The following is a 16940-nucleotide window of genomic DNA, read 5'->3' as shown; positions in this document are numbered from 1 at the left end:
GCATCAAGTACTGTGATATATAATTATCTATTTTTAATATTAATCGAATATTGATTATTTAATAATAAACTTTATAAATTAATAGAGAAATAATTAATAATATACTAGATATATTCAAAGAAAAAAGGGGAGGGACACATATAGTACAAAAATCATTACAAAAATTAGGTATTTTGGGAATAATAACATTGATAACATTTATAATAAGTTTCTTTAGTATAACTTCAGACCAAAATATTATGATTGGATTGTTTTCTATTAATTTTCTAATTATAGGTCTTGTTAGTACATTTATTATTTATCCTAAAACTAATACTAAACAAATAATTCGAAAAATTATATTAATATTAGGTTTTGCTATTATTTTCTCATTAATAAGTGCTATAATCACAATATACTTCATGCAGTTAACAATGACCAGTATCTTGCTTGTCATGACTATTATTTCAATTATACTCATACTAATTGCAGTTTATAGAACAAAACATGATAAGGATATTTTTAATATTAATATAGATATTGAAAATTCAACAAAAAAATCTTTATATGTTATTATAATATTAGGTTTAGTTACACTTGTGGGAATTTTAATACCACCATTCAATATTATTCCAGTTTGGTATGGTCTATGTGCACCATTTGTTGCATTTATTCCAGGATATTACATATTAAATTCATTACTTCCTAAAAAAGATGAATTAACACTACTTGAAAGAGTTGGAATTGCAGTATTCTTAAGTTTAATAATAACTTCAACAATAGGCCTAATTCTCTATGGAGTAGAAAGTAGTATTAACATGGCACATACATCAATTGTACTTATAATTCTTACATATATCATAATAATACCAGCATATCTTTCCAGAGTTAAAAAAGTCAACAATAACCAAAGATACACTCATCCAAAAATAAATAGAGCCTTACTATTTATAACAATCATTGGATTGTTAGCATTAATTCTTGTAGGTATTACAATAACAACAGAAAATTTAACAAAAGGAAACACTACATTTGTTGTTGAAGGAATTAATCAAACAGCAGGTAGTGATGGTTATATCAATATGACAAGTAATGAAAATATAACAAGTCAAGTTAATATTACAAATCATGAAAATAAAAAAATGAGCTATACAATGAAAATTGAAGTTCATAATGAAACATCCAAGGTCTTATCAGAGGAAAAAATCACATTAAAAGATGAAGAATCTAAAGTGATACCTGTGAATTTAACTATGACACCAGGACGTAAGGATATACAGTATGTTTTATACACACAACGTGGACAACCATATATTAAACGTCATTTATATGTCAATGTAATATAAAAAAAAGTAATGTTTGTAGGAGAATAATTTTATTTTCCTACAGCATGATATTCAAAGTCTAATTTTTTCATATAACTATTTTTATACTGATTTCTGCCATCAAATATTATGTTATTTTTAAGTAGAGATTTTATTTTATTAAAATTAGGATTTCTAAATTCTTTCCACTCAGTAACTAAAATCAAAGCATCAGCATCTTCTAAAACTGAATACTTGTCACTAAAATAATTTACATCCAAATCTTTAAAGTAAAATTCTTTAGCAACATCCATTGCCTTTGGATCATAGACATTAACTTTTGCTCCCATTTTTAGAAGATTTTCTACTATTATAATTGATGATGCTTCTCTCATATCATCTGTTTCAGGCTTAAATGCCAATCCCCATAGTGCAAATGTTAATCCTGATAAATCTTCTCCAAATATGTTAATTATCTTATTTATTAAATAATATTTCTGATTATGATTTACTTCTTCTACACTTTTTAGTAGTACAGGATTTAATCCATTGTCTTGTGCTGTTTTTATTAGAGCTGTAACATCCTTAGGAAAACAACTTCCACCATATCCACATCCAGGATATAGGAAACTATGACCTATTCTTGAATCACTACCCATACCTCTACGTACATTATCAATATTTGCACCGATTTTATCACATATATTTGCCATTTCATTCATAAAGGATATTCTATTTGCAAGCATTGAATTTGATGCATATTTTGTCATTTCTGCACTACGTACATCCATTATTATCATTCTTTCATGATTTTTAGTAAATGGATCATATAATTCTTTCATAATTTCTGCTGCAGAATCATCATCTGTTCCAACAATAACCCTTTCGGGGTGCATAAAATCATTTACTGCTGTTCCTTCCTTTAGAAATTCTGGATTTGAAACAACTGTTACCTTGTAGTTTTTATTTCTTTTATCAAGTTCTTTATTTATTATTGTTTCAACTTCATCTGCTGTTCCCACTGGAACTGTTGATTTATCAACTACAATTATGTCCTGAGTTATTGTTTGTCCTATTTGTTTTGCAACCTGTCTTACATATCTTAAATCTGCACTTCCATCTTCACCCATAGGTGTTCCTACTGCTATAAAACAGAGTTGTGAATCGGATAGACCTTCAAATAGATCTGTTGTAAAATGTAGGTTTCCATTGTTGTAGTTATGTTTTATTAATTCTTCAAGTCCTGGTTCATATATTGGTATTATTCCTTGTTTTAGGGATTCTATTTTTTCTTCAATAACATCCACACAGTATACTTCATTTCCCATCTCTGAAAAACAAGTACCTGTTACTAATCCCACATATCCTGTCCCAATTATTGTAATATTCATGTAATTTCCCTCCATTTGAATTTAAGACTTTATCTTACATATTATGAATCTGTTATTTTCAAATACCTTCTCAGTGTTCGTTAGTTTTATTTGATCGAAGTTTTTTTCAGTTATTTCCTTGGTAAAGTAATAGGATGGATAATAACTTCCATTTACAGAGATTACCTCCAGATTACTATAATCTGAGGAATTATTTACAACGAGTGTTTTATCATATATAATATAACCTATCTTTTCATTATTAAATGTTTTTAATGATGATTTTTGTGATGATTTATTTGTATATACATCAAATTTATAATGTAGTGGAATTTCATCTATACTTGATACTACTGTACCAAAGAATTGGTTGTTTGTAAGTATTGATTTGTTTTGTGTATCTTCATTTTTAAACCAATTTATTACTTCTTCTTCATCTGATGTAGGTGGAGCTATTTGATAATCACCTATTTGGGTGGATGCTGATGTAATCTTTGCAGAATCATCATGTATTGACATATATCCACAACCATATGATAGAATTATTAAGAGTAATATTAATATTACACCTTGTTGTTTTTTATTAGTATTTATTAAATACCCGTATATCTTTGAAACACCATATCCTCCAAGTATAACAAGAGGTATTAATAGATAAATAAGCATTCTAAATGTATACACAGGTATTCCAAACCAGTGCATATTACTAAATATAAATGCAATTAATGTCCATGCACTAACAAATAACACTTCCCTATTTCTAAAAGATAAACAAAGGCCTATAAAACCACAAACTAGAGGTAATAGACCTACACATTTTATGTAACGTTCTAATCCCATTGCTTTTTGACCCATAAACAATGAAAGAGGGTCATTTAATACTGAATTAAATCCAGTTATAAACTGAGATAAATGTGATGGGCTATATGTTATTAAAGCAAATACTCCACAAAGTCCAACAATAATTAATGCCAACAAGAAAACTCCATATGATTTAAGTCCAACAAGTTTTCCTTGAATAATACATTGTGCAATCATCAACACTGAAATTAATATCACATAATAGACACATGATGAAAAATGTATTCCCATAAGAGGCAATGTTAAAAATCCAGATATGAATGCATAAATCATTTTATTATCAATAGTTGATTGATAAAATAAATAAACACCTATTATAAACACGATTAATGCTATTGTTTCGGGAATAGGAAGTAGTAATCGTGTAAACATGAAACTAGATACTAATAATATACCAGCAACGATAGCTGCTACCTCATCATACATTTTATATGTAACATATACAATTATTGATGTTATAATAACTGGAGTTATTGTTTGAATTATACGAGCCGTATCAATAAGACTAGTATTTGTAATTGATGAAATAACTATTAACAATATATGAAATAATGGTACATAACCAATTTCCTTACCATTAGGTGCATTTAAGTATGGATCTACTGTTGTGATTCCATAATTAATATATGTTATTGCATAATTGATATGAGTGTATATATCCCAACTAAGTGGCCATTTACTACTAAATAATACAGATAAAGAAAGTATGGCTGCTAGTATTAATGGAATTAGCAAATATTTCTTTTTATTAAAATTTATATTCATAATTATATCAACTTCTTTAGTATGCGTTTTTATCATTTAATAGAGCAGGTAATGTTTTAAAAAAGATACGAATATCCAACATTATAGACCAGTTTTCAACATAATAAATATCATATTTAATTCTCTTTACAATAGATGTATTACCCCTATAACCATTAACCTGTGCCCATCCAGTCATACCCGGCTTAACATGATGCTTTATCATGTATTTAGGTACTGATTCTCTGAATTTATTTACAAAATATGGTCTTTCTGGTCTTGGTCCAATAAGACTCATATCCCCCTTGAAAATATTATAGAATTGTGGTAATTCATCAATACTTGTTTTTCTAATGATTTTACCAATAGTTGTTACTCTTGGATCATCTTTCTGTGTCCATTTTTTATCATCAATATATTCATTTTCAGATTTCATACTTCTAAATTTATATATCATAAATGGTTTTGCATTCTCACCTACACGTTCTTGTTTATATATAATTGGACCTGGAGATGTTAGTTTTATTGCTATTGCAACAATCACAAGAAGTGGAGATAATATTATTGATGCTACAACAACGAATAAAACATCAAATGTTCTTTTTAAGTACTTGTTAATTGAAATATCAAGGGGTAGATAACGAACACTAATTAATGGAATGTTATCCAAGAGCTCAATAGTAGGATGAGATGTTATAAACCTATAATAATCTGGAACTATATCTGCACGGACACCCATCTTTTCACAACAAGCCATTATAGATTCTAATGTCTTATAATGACGTGGTGCAATACTTACAATAACTCTATCAATCATGTGTGTATCTAGTATCGATTCTAAAGTATTTATTTTTCCAATTACCTTAACATCATTAACAGTACCTATTACATTATCATCAAGAAAGCCTATAACTTTATATCCTAAGTATGTGTTAATTTTTATAGTTTCTACAAGATTTCTTCCAACTTCTCCTGCACCAATAACTAGAACATATTTTATATTAAAACCCTTACTTCTAAGTAATCTTAGAAATCCTCTAATAATAGAGCGTTCTATTACTGCTAAAATAGAATTAATTACTAAAAAACTAATTAGAAAATCTGCTGAAACATTTAAAAATTCCATATAACACATTGCTGATAAAAATAAATATTCAAAGAAATTTACTTGTAAAATTTTTGATGATTCTGAAAAAATACTTCTATTTGTTCTTTGAGGTGTGTATAATTTAAATTCATAATATAAGAACAGATAACTAGGTATTAATAATATAAATAGAGAAAGTAGTGTTGTATAATAAAATGATATTGGATACCTATGTTGTATCATTGATGTATGATACAAGAAAAACACTGATATAACCAATACTAGAATATCTAGTAAAACATTACATATATTAAAAACATTTTGATTTTCTCGTATCATAACACAAACTCCTATTATTTTAATATATGTTTTTTATGGATAATAAAAATTATTCAAAAAATAAATAAAAAAAAAGTAAGTACTATATGTGTTGTTTTATGTGAAAAATCAGTAATTTAACATAGTACATAGTCCAAATACCAATATACATTACTAGGTTAATTAATGGATTGTACTTATCCCTATAATGTTTATTATAGAAGATATTCATTGAATTATAGAATTCATATAATAAACGTTTATTTGAACCACTTGCCCCCTTATAATGAATTACTTCTTTTTTACCATAGTATACAACATCATATCCCAATTCTTTAATATTGTAACATAAATCTATATCTTCACCATACATAAAATATGATTCATCAAGTCCACCACATAATTCATACACATCTTTTCTTATTAACATGAATGCTCCAACAATACAATCAACAGAGTATACATCATCTTCATCAAGATATGATAAATTATACTTATTAAATTGTTTACTCATTGGGAATAACCTAGATAAACCCACCATTCTATAGAATGAAACAAGAGGAGTTGGAAAAGATCTTCTACATGCCTTATCAAGAGTATTATCTGGAAGTAGTACTTTACATCCCAGAGCACCAATAGTTTCATCTTTTTTAATAAAATTAAGTGATGAAATAATTGTTTTATCACCTACTACAACATCACTATTAAGAAGTAAAATATAGTCCCCACATGAAGCTCTAAAACCAATATTATTTGCCACAGCAAAACCATCATTGTTGTTATTTGGAATGAATGATACAAAAGAAGTATTTTCATAGTCTTTTATGAGTCTATTTAAACTATCATCACCTGATGCATTATCCACTACAATAATTTCATAACTAATACCCTCAATAGTATCTATTAGTGAATCAATTGCCTGTTTTGTTAGTTGATATGTGCAATAATTAACTATGATAATTGAAAGATCCATTCTCCCACCTTTGTTATGATAAATATTTAAAAGTATTTTTTATTAATAATAATTCTAATTTAAGATAATTCTTAAAGGAAACACCTTCTATTTTATCTAATTGTTTTCTTGTTCTAAAACCCTCACATACACCACCAATATAATCTTGACCATAACCTTTTCTATAGAAGTATAAGTATTTAATAACAATACCCATTACTATGAAAATAAAATTAACTATCTTCATCCATAATGATAGATTCTTGTATAATAGATATATGTTGTTTCTTGCAGATATTCTTACCTTAAATGAATTATATTTAGAACCAGATGTTGCACTACCATAGTGATATATAATAGCATCAGCACAGTAGTATGAAGTGTATCCATAGAGTCTTGCCCTTATACTTATATCCACATCTTCAACATAGCTTTCAAAATTTTCATCAAAATAACCTATTTCTAGAAAAACAAGCCGCCTATATAGTGCTGCTCCTGCACATGCCCCAAATACTTCACCACTTTGTGTAAATTCAGATACAGAATGATTAAATCCTCTTTTTTTTGTCCAACCCATGATTGAATATTCATCTCCTGTATCATCAATTAAATTTGGATTATGTTTTTGAATCATTTTAGATGTGACTGAAAAGATTGATGAGTCAGTACTAATTAAATCAAACATGTTTTTAAATGCAGATTCTGTTACAATAGTATCATTATTTAGAAGTAACACATAATCTGTTGTAGCAATTTTTATTGCCTGATTTACAGCATGAGCAAAACCAGTGTTTGTTTTGTTTTCTATTAAAGTAATCTCTGGAAAATTAGTTTTAATATATGTAGTACTATTATCACTTGATGCATTATCTACAATAATAATATCATGAGGTAATGTAACTTGTTTTAGTGATTCAAGTAGATTTGCTAATAATTTCTGATTATTATAATTGGGAATTATAACTGTTATTTTATTATCTGATTTGTTCATTATAACAAAACCTAAAAAAAAGTTTTTTTCTTAAGAAAAATAGAATAGATATAGAATCTATTTATTTCTTACAAATTCAAGGTATTTATCACAGACTTCATTAACTTCTCCATCCATAAGTACTTTTCCATGATCAAGCCATATTGCTCTATCACATAATTCTTTTACTTGAGAGATTGAATGTGATACAAATAGTAATGTAACATCCCCAGCCATCATTTCTTTCATTCTTTTAGTTGATTTAGCCTTAAATGCTGCATCACCCACAGACAATACTTCATCTAATATAAGTATCTGAGATTTTACTGTTGTTGCTATTGAAAATGCTAGACGAGATTTCATACCTGATGAATAGTTTTTTACAGGAACATCAATAAAATCACCAATTTCTGAAAATTCAACTATTTCATCATACTTATCATGCATATATTGTTTAGAGTATCCAAGAAAAGATCCATTAAGGAAAATATTTTCACTACCAGTATAATTATAATCAAAACCTGCTCCTAGTGCTAAAAGTGGTGCTATACGACCATGTACTTCAACAGAACCTTCTGTTGGTTTCATAACTCCTGCTATGATTTTTAATAATGTACTTTTTCCAGCACCATTTGAACCTATGAATGCTACCTTTTCACCCTTATGAATCTTAAATGAAACTCCTTTTAATGCCCAAAATGGCTGAAAAAGAAGTTCTTTTTTCAGTGCTTTAATTACAAATTCCTTAAAGTTATCTGTTTTTTCCTGGCCTAAATTAAATTTCATAGCCACATCTTCCACATCAATAACTACCTTATTTTTATCCAAAACACTTTCCTCCTACAAAATATTTATACATATAATACAAATTTATCCTGAAATTTATATAATAAGAACAGTCCTAATACCAGAAATACAAGACCTGATACTAATGAAATAATCAATGATGATATTGGATATAATGTTCCATACAAGAAACAAGATCTTATACATACAAGCATATGATATAATGGATTGAAGTCTTGTATAAACCTAAATTGTACAGGAACAATACTTGCTGGATAGAATATAGGTAAAGCATACATTAAAACTAGTGTAAGTACACTATATAAATGTTGCATATCTCTAAAGAACACATTTAAAGTTCCCATAACAAGTCCCACACCTGTAGTAAACATTAAAACTGCTAGTATTGGTAAACTTGCAAATATTATATATATTGTAAATGGTACTTTCATTATTAACATTATTGCAAATAAAATTACTAATGATAAAACATAAGTTACAAAATTTGATAAAACTGCTGATAATACATATAAATACTTTGGAACATAAATTGTTTTCCATATACCTGACGAACTTACAAGTGAACGCATAGCAGCGGTTGATCCTCCCCTAAACAGAGCATATGTTAACATTCCACTAAGATAATATACTGGATAATTAGGAATAGTTTTTGAAAATAATGTTGAAAATATTATTGTTAATACAATCATTGATAATAATGGATCTAGAAAACTCCATAAAATACCTAGAACAGACCTTCTATATTTTATTTTAATATCTCTTTGTACTAATTCACTAAGTAAGGATTTATACTTGTAAAAATTAGTAATTTTTTCATATATATTATTCATTCCCATATTATAATGCTCCACGTCATTATACACTGAAAAGAGAATTAAACAATTCATATTAAAGCATTAATAATAAATATGTTTAATAATCCAATTAATTATTAGATATATTATTCTAGTATATTATATATTTCTATATTTAAATAATAAAAAAGAAGTAATAATAAGTAGTTTTTCAAAAAATAAGACATATACCTATTACTTTAACATATAAAATAAAAAAAGAAGAATTGAATTAATCAGTATATTTATGTATATAGAAGTTAAGAAGACTTTTTAATTTAGTTGCTCTGTGTTTATAGGTGTGTTTTTCAAGTATAATTTCCTGTATCTCCTGCACTATTTTCTCTTTTTCATGGGTATGTTCCATATAATAATTAAGTTTATCTTGTAATTCTTCCTTTGAATGATATTCAGGTATCATACCATTAAATAAATCAGTATTTCCCATTGTTCCATTCGTAAGTACTAAACATCCAGATGCAAATGCATCAAATACACGACTATTTACTGATCCCCAGCCTCGTGTAACATGATTTGCATCATCAAGTACTATCTTTGTAGAAGCATAAACCTGTGGAATATCATCATATTTTATAAAACCCTTATGATACTTTTTAAGACTTGGAATCTTATCCCAATTTGCTCCATATAAATTAAATGTATAATCTATATTATCAGGACAAAGAGCCGATATAATCTCTCTATCTGACTTCCAATAACTTCCAGTAAAACAGTAATCACAAATATATTCATTGTTAGGTTGTAGTTTTTCATTGAAAATAGTTGAATCTGTTGCTAGTGGATAGAAATATACTTTTCTATCTATTTTTTCTCCAATAACACCACATGCTTTTTTACTACTTGAGAGTATTATGTTATAATCATCAAGATATGAGAGTTTCATCCACCTTTCAAACCAGTTACGTATCCATGCTACTTTTATGAGTGATTTTCTATTTGATTCTATTTTTCTTAGATTATATCTATCAAGCAAGGATATTACAACATCAATATCATCATCTAAATGATACCAATTTCTCTCATACTTTGAGGGGTGCTGTGATAAGAATTTAATATTCCATCCAAAATCTTTCAAGTTATGTGCAAGTGTTATTGCTGTGAAAAAGTCTCCGGCTGTTGTTTCACAGACACTTTGTGTAACAACTAATGCTACTGTTAATGCCTTATCTGAGAAGAGATAATTTGCATATAATTTATCTTTTAATAGATTATGTAAGATGTATTTATTCCATGTGTTGATAAATATTTTTTTATCCCTTTCAAATACATCCACATCATGATTTTCAAGACAAAAATGATATAACATTACTTTTGGATTATAATAGTTTTTATAATCTTTTTTATGTAGTCTTAAACATAAATCTATTACTTCATAAAATTCAACATAATTCTCATTAAATCCACCTACACCCATAAGTACTGATTTTTTAACTAAAAATGCAACTGATGAAGTTGCTATTACTTCACATTCTTCTTCATCTGCTGTATAATATCTTCTTCCATCATTTTTATTGTATGTTTCTATAAGGTTATTTTTTTCCCTAAAATAGATTCCTTCATGTGCAACTTTATAACTTTTGGTTCTATTGAGTTTTAATTCTGGATAAATTAAACGTGAACCTACAACACCTACATTTTCTTTTGTAAGCATTGTATTTACCATATGATTTAAAAATCCATCGAAGGGTATAGTATCATCATCAATAAATAATAAATATTCACCCTTAGATTTATGTGATGCCTCATTTTCTGCTTGTGTTAATGATTTATCTTCACAGGACACTAAAATAACATCTTTCTTATTATCTATGTATTTTAAAAGATCATCTTTCATGTTATGAATTATAATTAATTCATAGTTCGAATAATATGTATCCAGTGTAGAAAATGTGTTTAATAGATTTAATAGATAGTTTTTATGTGTTGCTTTAATAATTATTGAAACTAGAGGTAGTTTTTTGTTTAATGGTATTTCATGGGATTTATTATCATTTAATATTTTTAAAGATACTTCTTTCCTTTCCTGTTTTGATAGAACTTTCTTATTTTTAATGGAACTTTTTAAAACAGAGGATACTTTGTCTTTAAAGATGTTTTTTGAATCAGATACTTCATTTCTAAGCTCCCTTATTCTTTCTATATCCTCATCAAATATGTGTGGTATTTTCAAGATAATTACCTCCAATTATTCATAATTATGTATTTATTATCTAATATTAGATTTAATAAATAGTTCTGTGTTACATTATGTATGTTATTATTAATTAATTTAATATATCATTAGAATGTAAATATATTTTAATAATATTATTCAAAGAAGTATATATAATAATATATAGGATGATTATATGGTTTCAAAAAAGAAAATAATATTACTGGCCATACTTGCTATTATTGTAATATTTGGAGTATATTTATTTCTAAATTACCAGCAAGGACAAAAAACATTTAAAGGAGAGCATAACATACTCATACTATGTAGTGATCCTTCTGAAAATAGACCTGGTGTAGGTTCAGTTGATATGGCATTTGTTGTTAATGTTAATAATGGAAAACTGGGTAATGTGACACCAGTATATCCAGGCGGTCTTGCTCATCCAACATTAACTCCAACACCTGATATGCAAGCAGAAGGCCTTACAAGATGGTATTTACATGACTCACTATGGAGTAGTGACTTAGAAAACGGGACAAAGATTGCACAGGAAATTGTTGAATATCATACAGGTATGAAAACAGATATGGTTTTAGTAGTAACACCAACAGCAATTGATGCTATGATTAATGCAGTAGGTCCTGTATATTCAAATGGTCAGTTGGTTGAAAATGTAAGTTCTATTGATTTTTTAAGAGAAGATCAATCAAATAATGGTGCAACTCGTGGAGATGCTATAGAAAACTTAGCACAGGGAATTATTGATTCTGCTAAGAAAAATAACAATAAAGGAGCTCTTATTCAAGCAGGAATTGAACAGTATAGTCAAGGAAATATAAAAGCTGTTCCAGCATCTGAATTTGCACAATTTATATCCTATTCTGGATTAAATAATCTTTTAGGTTAGATTAATTAAATCTAACTATTACTTTTTTTTAGAATATATTTTATAACTTTTAATAATTACAACTTATTTATAAAAAATATATTTAAATCAAGAACATATTCTATATATATATAACTAAATACACATACCATGTGATGAATATGATTATAAATAAAAATGTCATATTAAACTATGTAAATGAAATAAAAAATGAAAATACAAGAAATACCTATTCAAGTTGCCTAAATCTATTTCTTAAATTCATAAAAAAAACAGAAAATACAAATATAACTCAAGACAACATATATCCAACAATATATAAATACAAATCATTTCTTCTAAAACGATACATACATCCAAAAACCATAAATCAACAACTTATAATTGTAAAATCATTTTTCAATGATTATACAGACATCTATGTGGGAAAATTAAAGCTTTTAAAAACAAAAGAAAAACCCATAAATTATCTTACACCTCGAGAAATTAGTATTATTCTAGAAGATACAACAAACACTCTAGACTCATTAATTATAAGACTTCTTGCATATACAGGTATTAGATTAACTGAAGCTTTACAACTTAAAAAAAGACAATTGAAATATAAAACATCAGAGGGCCATGTTATAATAACAGTTAGAAGAAAATCTAAAGAACGACATATGATAATACCATCCTCTCTTGCACAAGACTTAATAAAGTATTCAAAGTATCATATAACATACATCTTTGAATCAGAAAGCCCTGTGGAGCCCATACTAAAGCCATACCATATACAAAGAAATTTCAAAATACTTGCACAACAATTGGATGCTAAATACAATACTACATTCTATTCTAAAAATCTTAAAACAAGATATATTAGAAATTCATATATTATGCATGGAATAGATTATCTTGATTTACTTTTTGCAGAAAATTATGATGATTATAAATACATAACATCCATACCACAAAAAGAATTAAAAAAAGAAGATATTATTGAGAAGTTCTCAAGTATTGGAGAATATGCTAAATAGATATGCTTCCAGCATATACTTTTTTTTATAGCTGTTGTGCTGCTAATTTTGCATCATAAATAGCATCTTCTTCATTGATTGTTAATAATTTCTTATCTTCTAGAAGTAGTTGTCCATCACATATTACTGTATCAACATCACTACCTAATGCTGAGTATATTATGTTACTTAATGGATTTCTAACAGGTATCATATGTGGAACATTCATATTAACAAGTACAATATCTGCTAGTTTACCTTCTTTTATAGAACCTGTATTTATACCTAATGCTCTAGCACCATTCTCTGTTGCCATATTGAATGTTGCTTGTGCTGGTAGTGTTTTTGCATTCATAGTATTTACTTTCTGTAGAAGTGCTGTTAGTTTCATTTCACTAAACATGTCTAGATTGTTATTTGAAGATACTCCATCAGTACCTATTGCTACATTAATATCATTTTTAATATATTTACTAACTGGTGCAATACCTGATGCTAATTTCATATTACTTGATGGATTATGTGATATGGATACTTGTTTTTCTTTAAGAAGTTTCATTTCATTATCTGTTGTCCATACTCCATGTGCTGCAATAGTATTTTCATCAAGCAAATCTATACTATCCAAATATTCAAATGGTGTTTGATTTCTCTGTTTTTCTAAATCATTTACTTCTTGTTGTGTTTCTGAAACATGTATATGTAATTTTAGATTATGTTTATTAGCTAATTTTTTAGATTCACTTAATAATTCCTTAGAACAAGTATATGGAGCATGCGGTGCTACTGCTACTTGTACTCTACCATTAGCAGTATTGTGTGAGTTTTTTATAAGATTTTTTGTTGCTTTAATTTCTTGTTTTCTTTTTTCATCATCAAAAAGATCAATCATACCATAACCTAAAACTCCCCTTATTCCTGATTCTTCAACTGCCTTTGCAGTTTCTTCCATATAGAAATACATATCATTAAAAGTTGTTGTACCTGTTTTTATCATTTCAGCCATTGCCAACTTTGAACCAGCATATACTAATTTTTCATCCAGTTTTGCTTCTTTAGGCCATATATAATCATTAAGCCATGTTTGTAATTCTTCATCATCACCTACTCCTCTAAGCAGTGTCATTGCCACATGAGAGTGTGTGTTAACAAGGCCAGGCATTGTTATCTTATTTGTTCCATCAATAACTTTACTTGCATCAGTCACTGATAAATCATTACTTATCTCTTCAATAGTATTATCTACAATTAATATGGATGCTTTTTTTATTTTATCTGATAAAATAGTGGTATCTTTAATTAATATACTTGTTGTTTCACTCATACATAATCCTCATTTTATTGTTATAAAATAGTTATATAATACAATCTAATTATTTTTATAGTTATTTTTCTAATAGAAAAATATGAGTTATTATATTAAAAATAAAGATTTAAAGAGAAGATACCTATTTTAACTTATAAATTATGGTTTTTATTGATTTAAAATCAATTTAATTTTTTAATACTTTTTTTAAAAAGCATATTAGATAATATTATATAAAATAACAGAAATAATATATAAGTATAATATTATAGGAGTGAAAAATAAAATGACTTTTAACCCACCATCAGATGTTATGATATATGACACCACTCTAAGAGACGGTGAACAAACACCTGGTGTTACGATAACAACTGATGAAAAAATAACAATAGCTGAAAAATTAGATAAACTTGGAGTAGATGTTATCGAATTGGGTTTTCCTGCAGCATCACTTGGTGAACAAAAAACATTTAAAGAAGCAAGTAAATTAGGATTAAATGCTCAAATTAGTGGTCTTGCCAGAGCATTAACCAAAGATATTGATAAAGCAATAGATGCTGATGCAGACTATATTCACACATTTATAGGAACATCACCACTCCATAGGGATTATAAATTAAAAATGTCCAAGGAAGAAATTCTTGATAAAGCAGTTACTGCTGTTGAATACATTAAAGACCATGGAATTATAGCAGAATTTTCATGTGAAGATGCTACAAGAACTGAACTAGACTACCTACTTAAAGTATTTGGTGCTGTACAAGATGCTAAAGTAGATAAAATCAATGTACCAGATACTGTTGGTGTTACAAGACCTGGAAAAATGAATGAATTAATTACAAATCTAAGACAAGAAATTAATGTACCAATTAGTGTACACTGTCACAATGACTTTGGACTTGCAGTTGCAAATACACTTGCTGCTATAGAAGCTGGAGCAAAACAAGCACAATGTACAATAAATGGTCTTGGAGAGAGAGCAGGTAATGCTTCACTTGAAGAAATTGTAATGTCCTTACATAAATTCTATGACATAAATACAAACATCAACTCAAAATTACTTGTAAATACCTCCGAAACAGTTTCAAGAATTACTGGAGTTAAAATGCCACCTAACAAAGCAATAGTTGGAGAAAATGCATTTGCTCATGAAGCTGGAATACATGTACAGGGAATTCTTGCAAATAGTGAAACATATGAAGCTTTAAATCCAGAAGAAGTAGGACATAAAAGAAGAATTGTTCTTGGTAAATTAACAGGAGCTAATGCTGTTAGAGCAAAACTTGATGAATACAACATTAAATTAAATGATGAACAATTCAACACATTATTTAGAAAAATAAAATCATTAGGAGATGCTGGTAAAACTATTACAGATCTTGATTTTAGATCTATTGCTGAGGCAATACAAGGAAAACCTACAGAAGAAAGAATAAAACTCTGTGGTATAAGTGTTATGACAGGAGACAGTACACTACCAACAGCTACTGTAAAACTAGATTTAGATGGTGAAATTAAATATCGTGCAGAAACAGGTGTTGGTCCTGTAGATGCAGCATTAAATGCTATACAATCACTTATCAATGAAGTTGTACATATTGAATTAGAAGAATACCATATTGAAGCTATAACAGGTGGAACCAATGCATTAGGTGAAGTATTTGTTATAACTGTTGATGAAAATGGAAATAAAGCTACTGGTAGAGCAACAGATGAGGATATTGTAAAAGCAAGTATTGATGCAATTCTTAGCTCAACTAACAAATTATTAATGCTTAGAAATTAAGTATGAGTTATGGATAATAGAGAAAGAATAAGTCTAAAACGTTAATATTAAATATATTAAGTTATAAATTAATTAATAACTATATAATTATAGTCACTTTATACGGAGGAACTGAAATGGCAGAAGAAAATATTGTATACATTGGAAACAAACCAGTAATGAACTATGTATTAGCTGTAGTAACACAAATGAACAGCGGAGTAACAGAAGTTATACTAAAAGCAAGAGGCCGAGCTATAAGCAGAGCTGTAGATGTTGCTGAAATAGTAAGAAACAGATTTATTTCTGATGTTGATGTAAAAAGCATCGACATAAGTACTGAAGAAATTGTTGGAAACGAAGGAACCTCCTCCAACGTATCAGCAATCGAAATAAGATTAAGCAAATAGATAGAGAAGTATTTTTATAATATTTCTTTTTTAAAATTTTTTTAAAAGATAATACTTTTTTTATTATAATTAATTTTTTTATTTCTCTAAAAAAACTAAATATAGAGTATTTCAACTTATTTTATACAAAAAATACATTTTAACCTACTTTTTATAAATTATAGAACTAAAAAC

General features: G+C 27.5%; 14 protein-coding genes. 5 read left to right on the top strand and 9 right to left on the bottom strand.

Going from position 1 to position 16940, the window contains the following annotated elements; translation table 11 throughout:
* Positions 1-188: 188 nt before the first annotated feature.
* The gene (locus tag A9758_RS03935) at positions 189-1325 is read left to right on the top strand and encodes a DUF1616 domain-containing protein (RefSeq protein WP_011405827.1); all 1137 of its coding nucleotides are present in this window, start codon (positions 189-191) and stop codon (positions 1323-1325) included.
* A 29-nt stretch (positions 1326-1354) separates the two neighbouring features.
* Here A9758_RS03935 and A9758_RS03930 read toward each other — a convergent pair whose 3' ends face one another.
* The 8 genes from A9758_RS03930 to A9758_RS03895 all read right to left on the bottom strand — a co-directional run bounded on the left by A9758_RS03930 (position 1355) and on the right by A9758_RS03895 (position 11416).
* Complete coding sequence (locus A9758_RS03930) at positions 1355-2674, bottom strand: UDP-glucose/GDP-mannose dehydrogenase family protein (protein WP_011405826.1); 1320 nt, start codon at positions 2672-2674, stop codon at positions 1355-1357.
* A gap of 21 nt (positions 2675-2695) precedes the next feature.
* On the bottom strand, positions 2696-4279 hold the full coding sequence (locus A9758_RS03925) for a hypothetical protein (protein WP_011405825.1): 1584 nt from the start codon (positions 4277-4279) through the stop codon (positions 2696-2698).
* Positions 4280-4295: 16 nt separating this feature from the next.
* Positions 4296-5684 carry an undecaprenyl-phosphate glucose phosphotransferase gene (locus A9758_RS03920; protein WP_011405824.1) on the bottom strand — a complete coding sequence of 463 codons (1389 nt, stop codon included), beginning with the start codon at positions 5682-5684 and terminating at the stop codon, positions 4296-4298.
* An 82-nt stretch (positions 5685-5766) separates the two neighbouring features.
* Positions 5767-6636 carry a glycosyltransferase family 2 protein gene (locus tag A9758_RS03915; protein ID WP_011405823.1) on the bottom strand — a complete coding sequence of 290 codons (870 nt, stop codon included), beginning with the start codon at positions 6634-6636 and terminating at the stop codon, positions 5767-5769.
* A gap of 13 nt (positions 6637-6649) precedes the next feature.
* Entirely contained in the window at positions 6650-7606 is a 957-nt protein-coding gene (locus A9758_RS03910; RefSeq protein ID WP_011405822.1) for a glycosyltransferase family 2 protein, read from the bottom strand.
* Between the two features lie 57 nt (positions 7607-7663).
* The gene (locus A9758_RS03905; RefSeq protein ID WP_011405821.1) at positions 7664-8413 is read right to left on the bottom strand and encodes an ABC transporter ATP-binding protein; all 750 of its coding nucleotides are present in this window, start codon (positions 8411-8413) and stop codon (positions 7664-7666) included.
* 23 nt (positions 8414-8436) lie between these two features.
* Complete coding sequence (locus tag A9758_RS03900; protein ID WP_011405820.1) at positions 8437-9228, bottom strand: ABC transporter permease; 792 nt, start codon at positions 9226-9228, stop codon at positions 8437-8439.
* Between the two features lie 229 nt (positions 9229-9457).
* A complete protein-coding gene (locus tag A9758_RS03895) occupies positions 9458-11416 on the bottom strand; it encodes a glycosyltransferase (protein WP_011405819.1) in 1959 nt (652 codons plus the stop codon).
* A 178-nt stretch (positions 11417-11594) separates the two neighbouring features.
* Between A9758_RS03895 and A9758_RS03890 the strand changes: the two genes are divergently transcribed.
* Positions 11595-12308: a DUF4012 domain-containing protein gene (locus A9758_RS03890; RefSeq protein WP_011405818.1), complete on the top strand. Its 714-nt coding sequence runs from the start codon at positions 11595-11597 to the stop codon at positions 12306-12308.
* Between the two features lie 140 nt (positions 12309-12448).
* The gene (locus tag A9758_RS03885) at positions 12449-13306 is read left to right on the top strand and encodes a tyrosine-type recombinase/integrase (RefSeq protein ID WP_011405817.1); all 858 of its coding nucleotides are present in this window, start codon (positions 12449-12451) and stop codon (positions 13304-13306) included.
* A 25-nt stretch (positions 13307-13331) separates the two neighbouring features.
* Here the strand turns inward: A9758_RS03885 and A9758_RS03880 are convergent, their stop codons facing one another.
* Positions 13332-14609 carry an amidohydrolase family protein gene (locus A9758_RS03880; protein WP_011405816.1) on the bottom strand — a complete coding sequence of 426 codons (1278 nt, stop codon included), beginning with the start codon at positions 14607-14609 and terminating at the stop codon, positions 13332-13334.
* A 268-nt stretch (positions 14610-14877) separates the two neighbouring features.
* Between A9758_RS03880 and A9758_RS03875 the strand changes: the two genes are divergently transcribed.
* Both A9758_RS03875 and albA read left to right on the top strand, forming a co-directional pair.
* Positions 14878-16377 carry a 2-isopropylmalate synthase gene (locus A9758_RS03875; RefSeq protein ID WP_011405815.1) on the top strand — a complete coding sequence of 500 codons (1500 nt, stop codon included), beginning with the start codon at positions 14878-14880 and terminating at the stop codon, positions 16375-16377.
* 116 nt (positions 16378-16493) lie between these two features.
* Positions 16494-16766 (top strand): DNA-binding protein Alba, encoded by a 273-nt coding sequence (albA, locus tag A9758_RS03870; RefSeq protein ID WP_011405814.1) that lies wholly within the window; start codon positions 16494-16496, stop codon positions 16764-16766.
* Positions 16767-16940 lie beyond the last annotated feature (174 nt).

Origin of the sequence: Methanosphaera sp. A6 (assembly GCF_001729395.1) — an archaeon.
Lineage (GTDB): Archaea > Methanobacteriota > Methanobacteria > Methanobacteriales > Methanobacteriaceae > Methanosphaera > Methanosphaera stadtmanae.
This window is presented reverse-complemented; position numbering and strand designations above follow the sequence as displayed.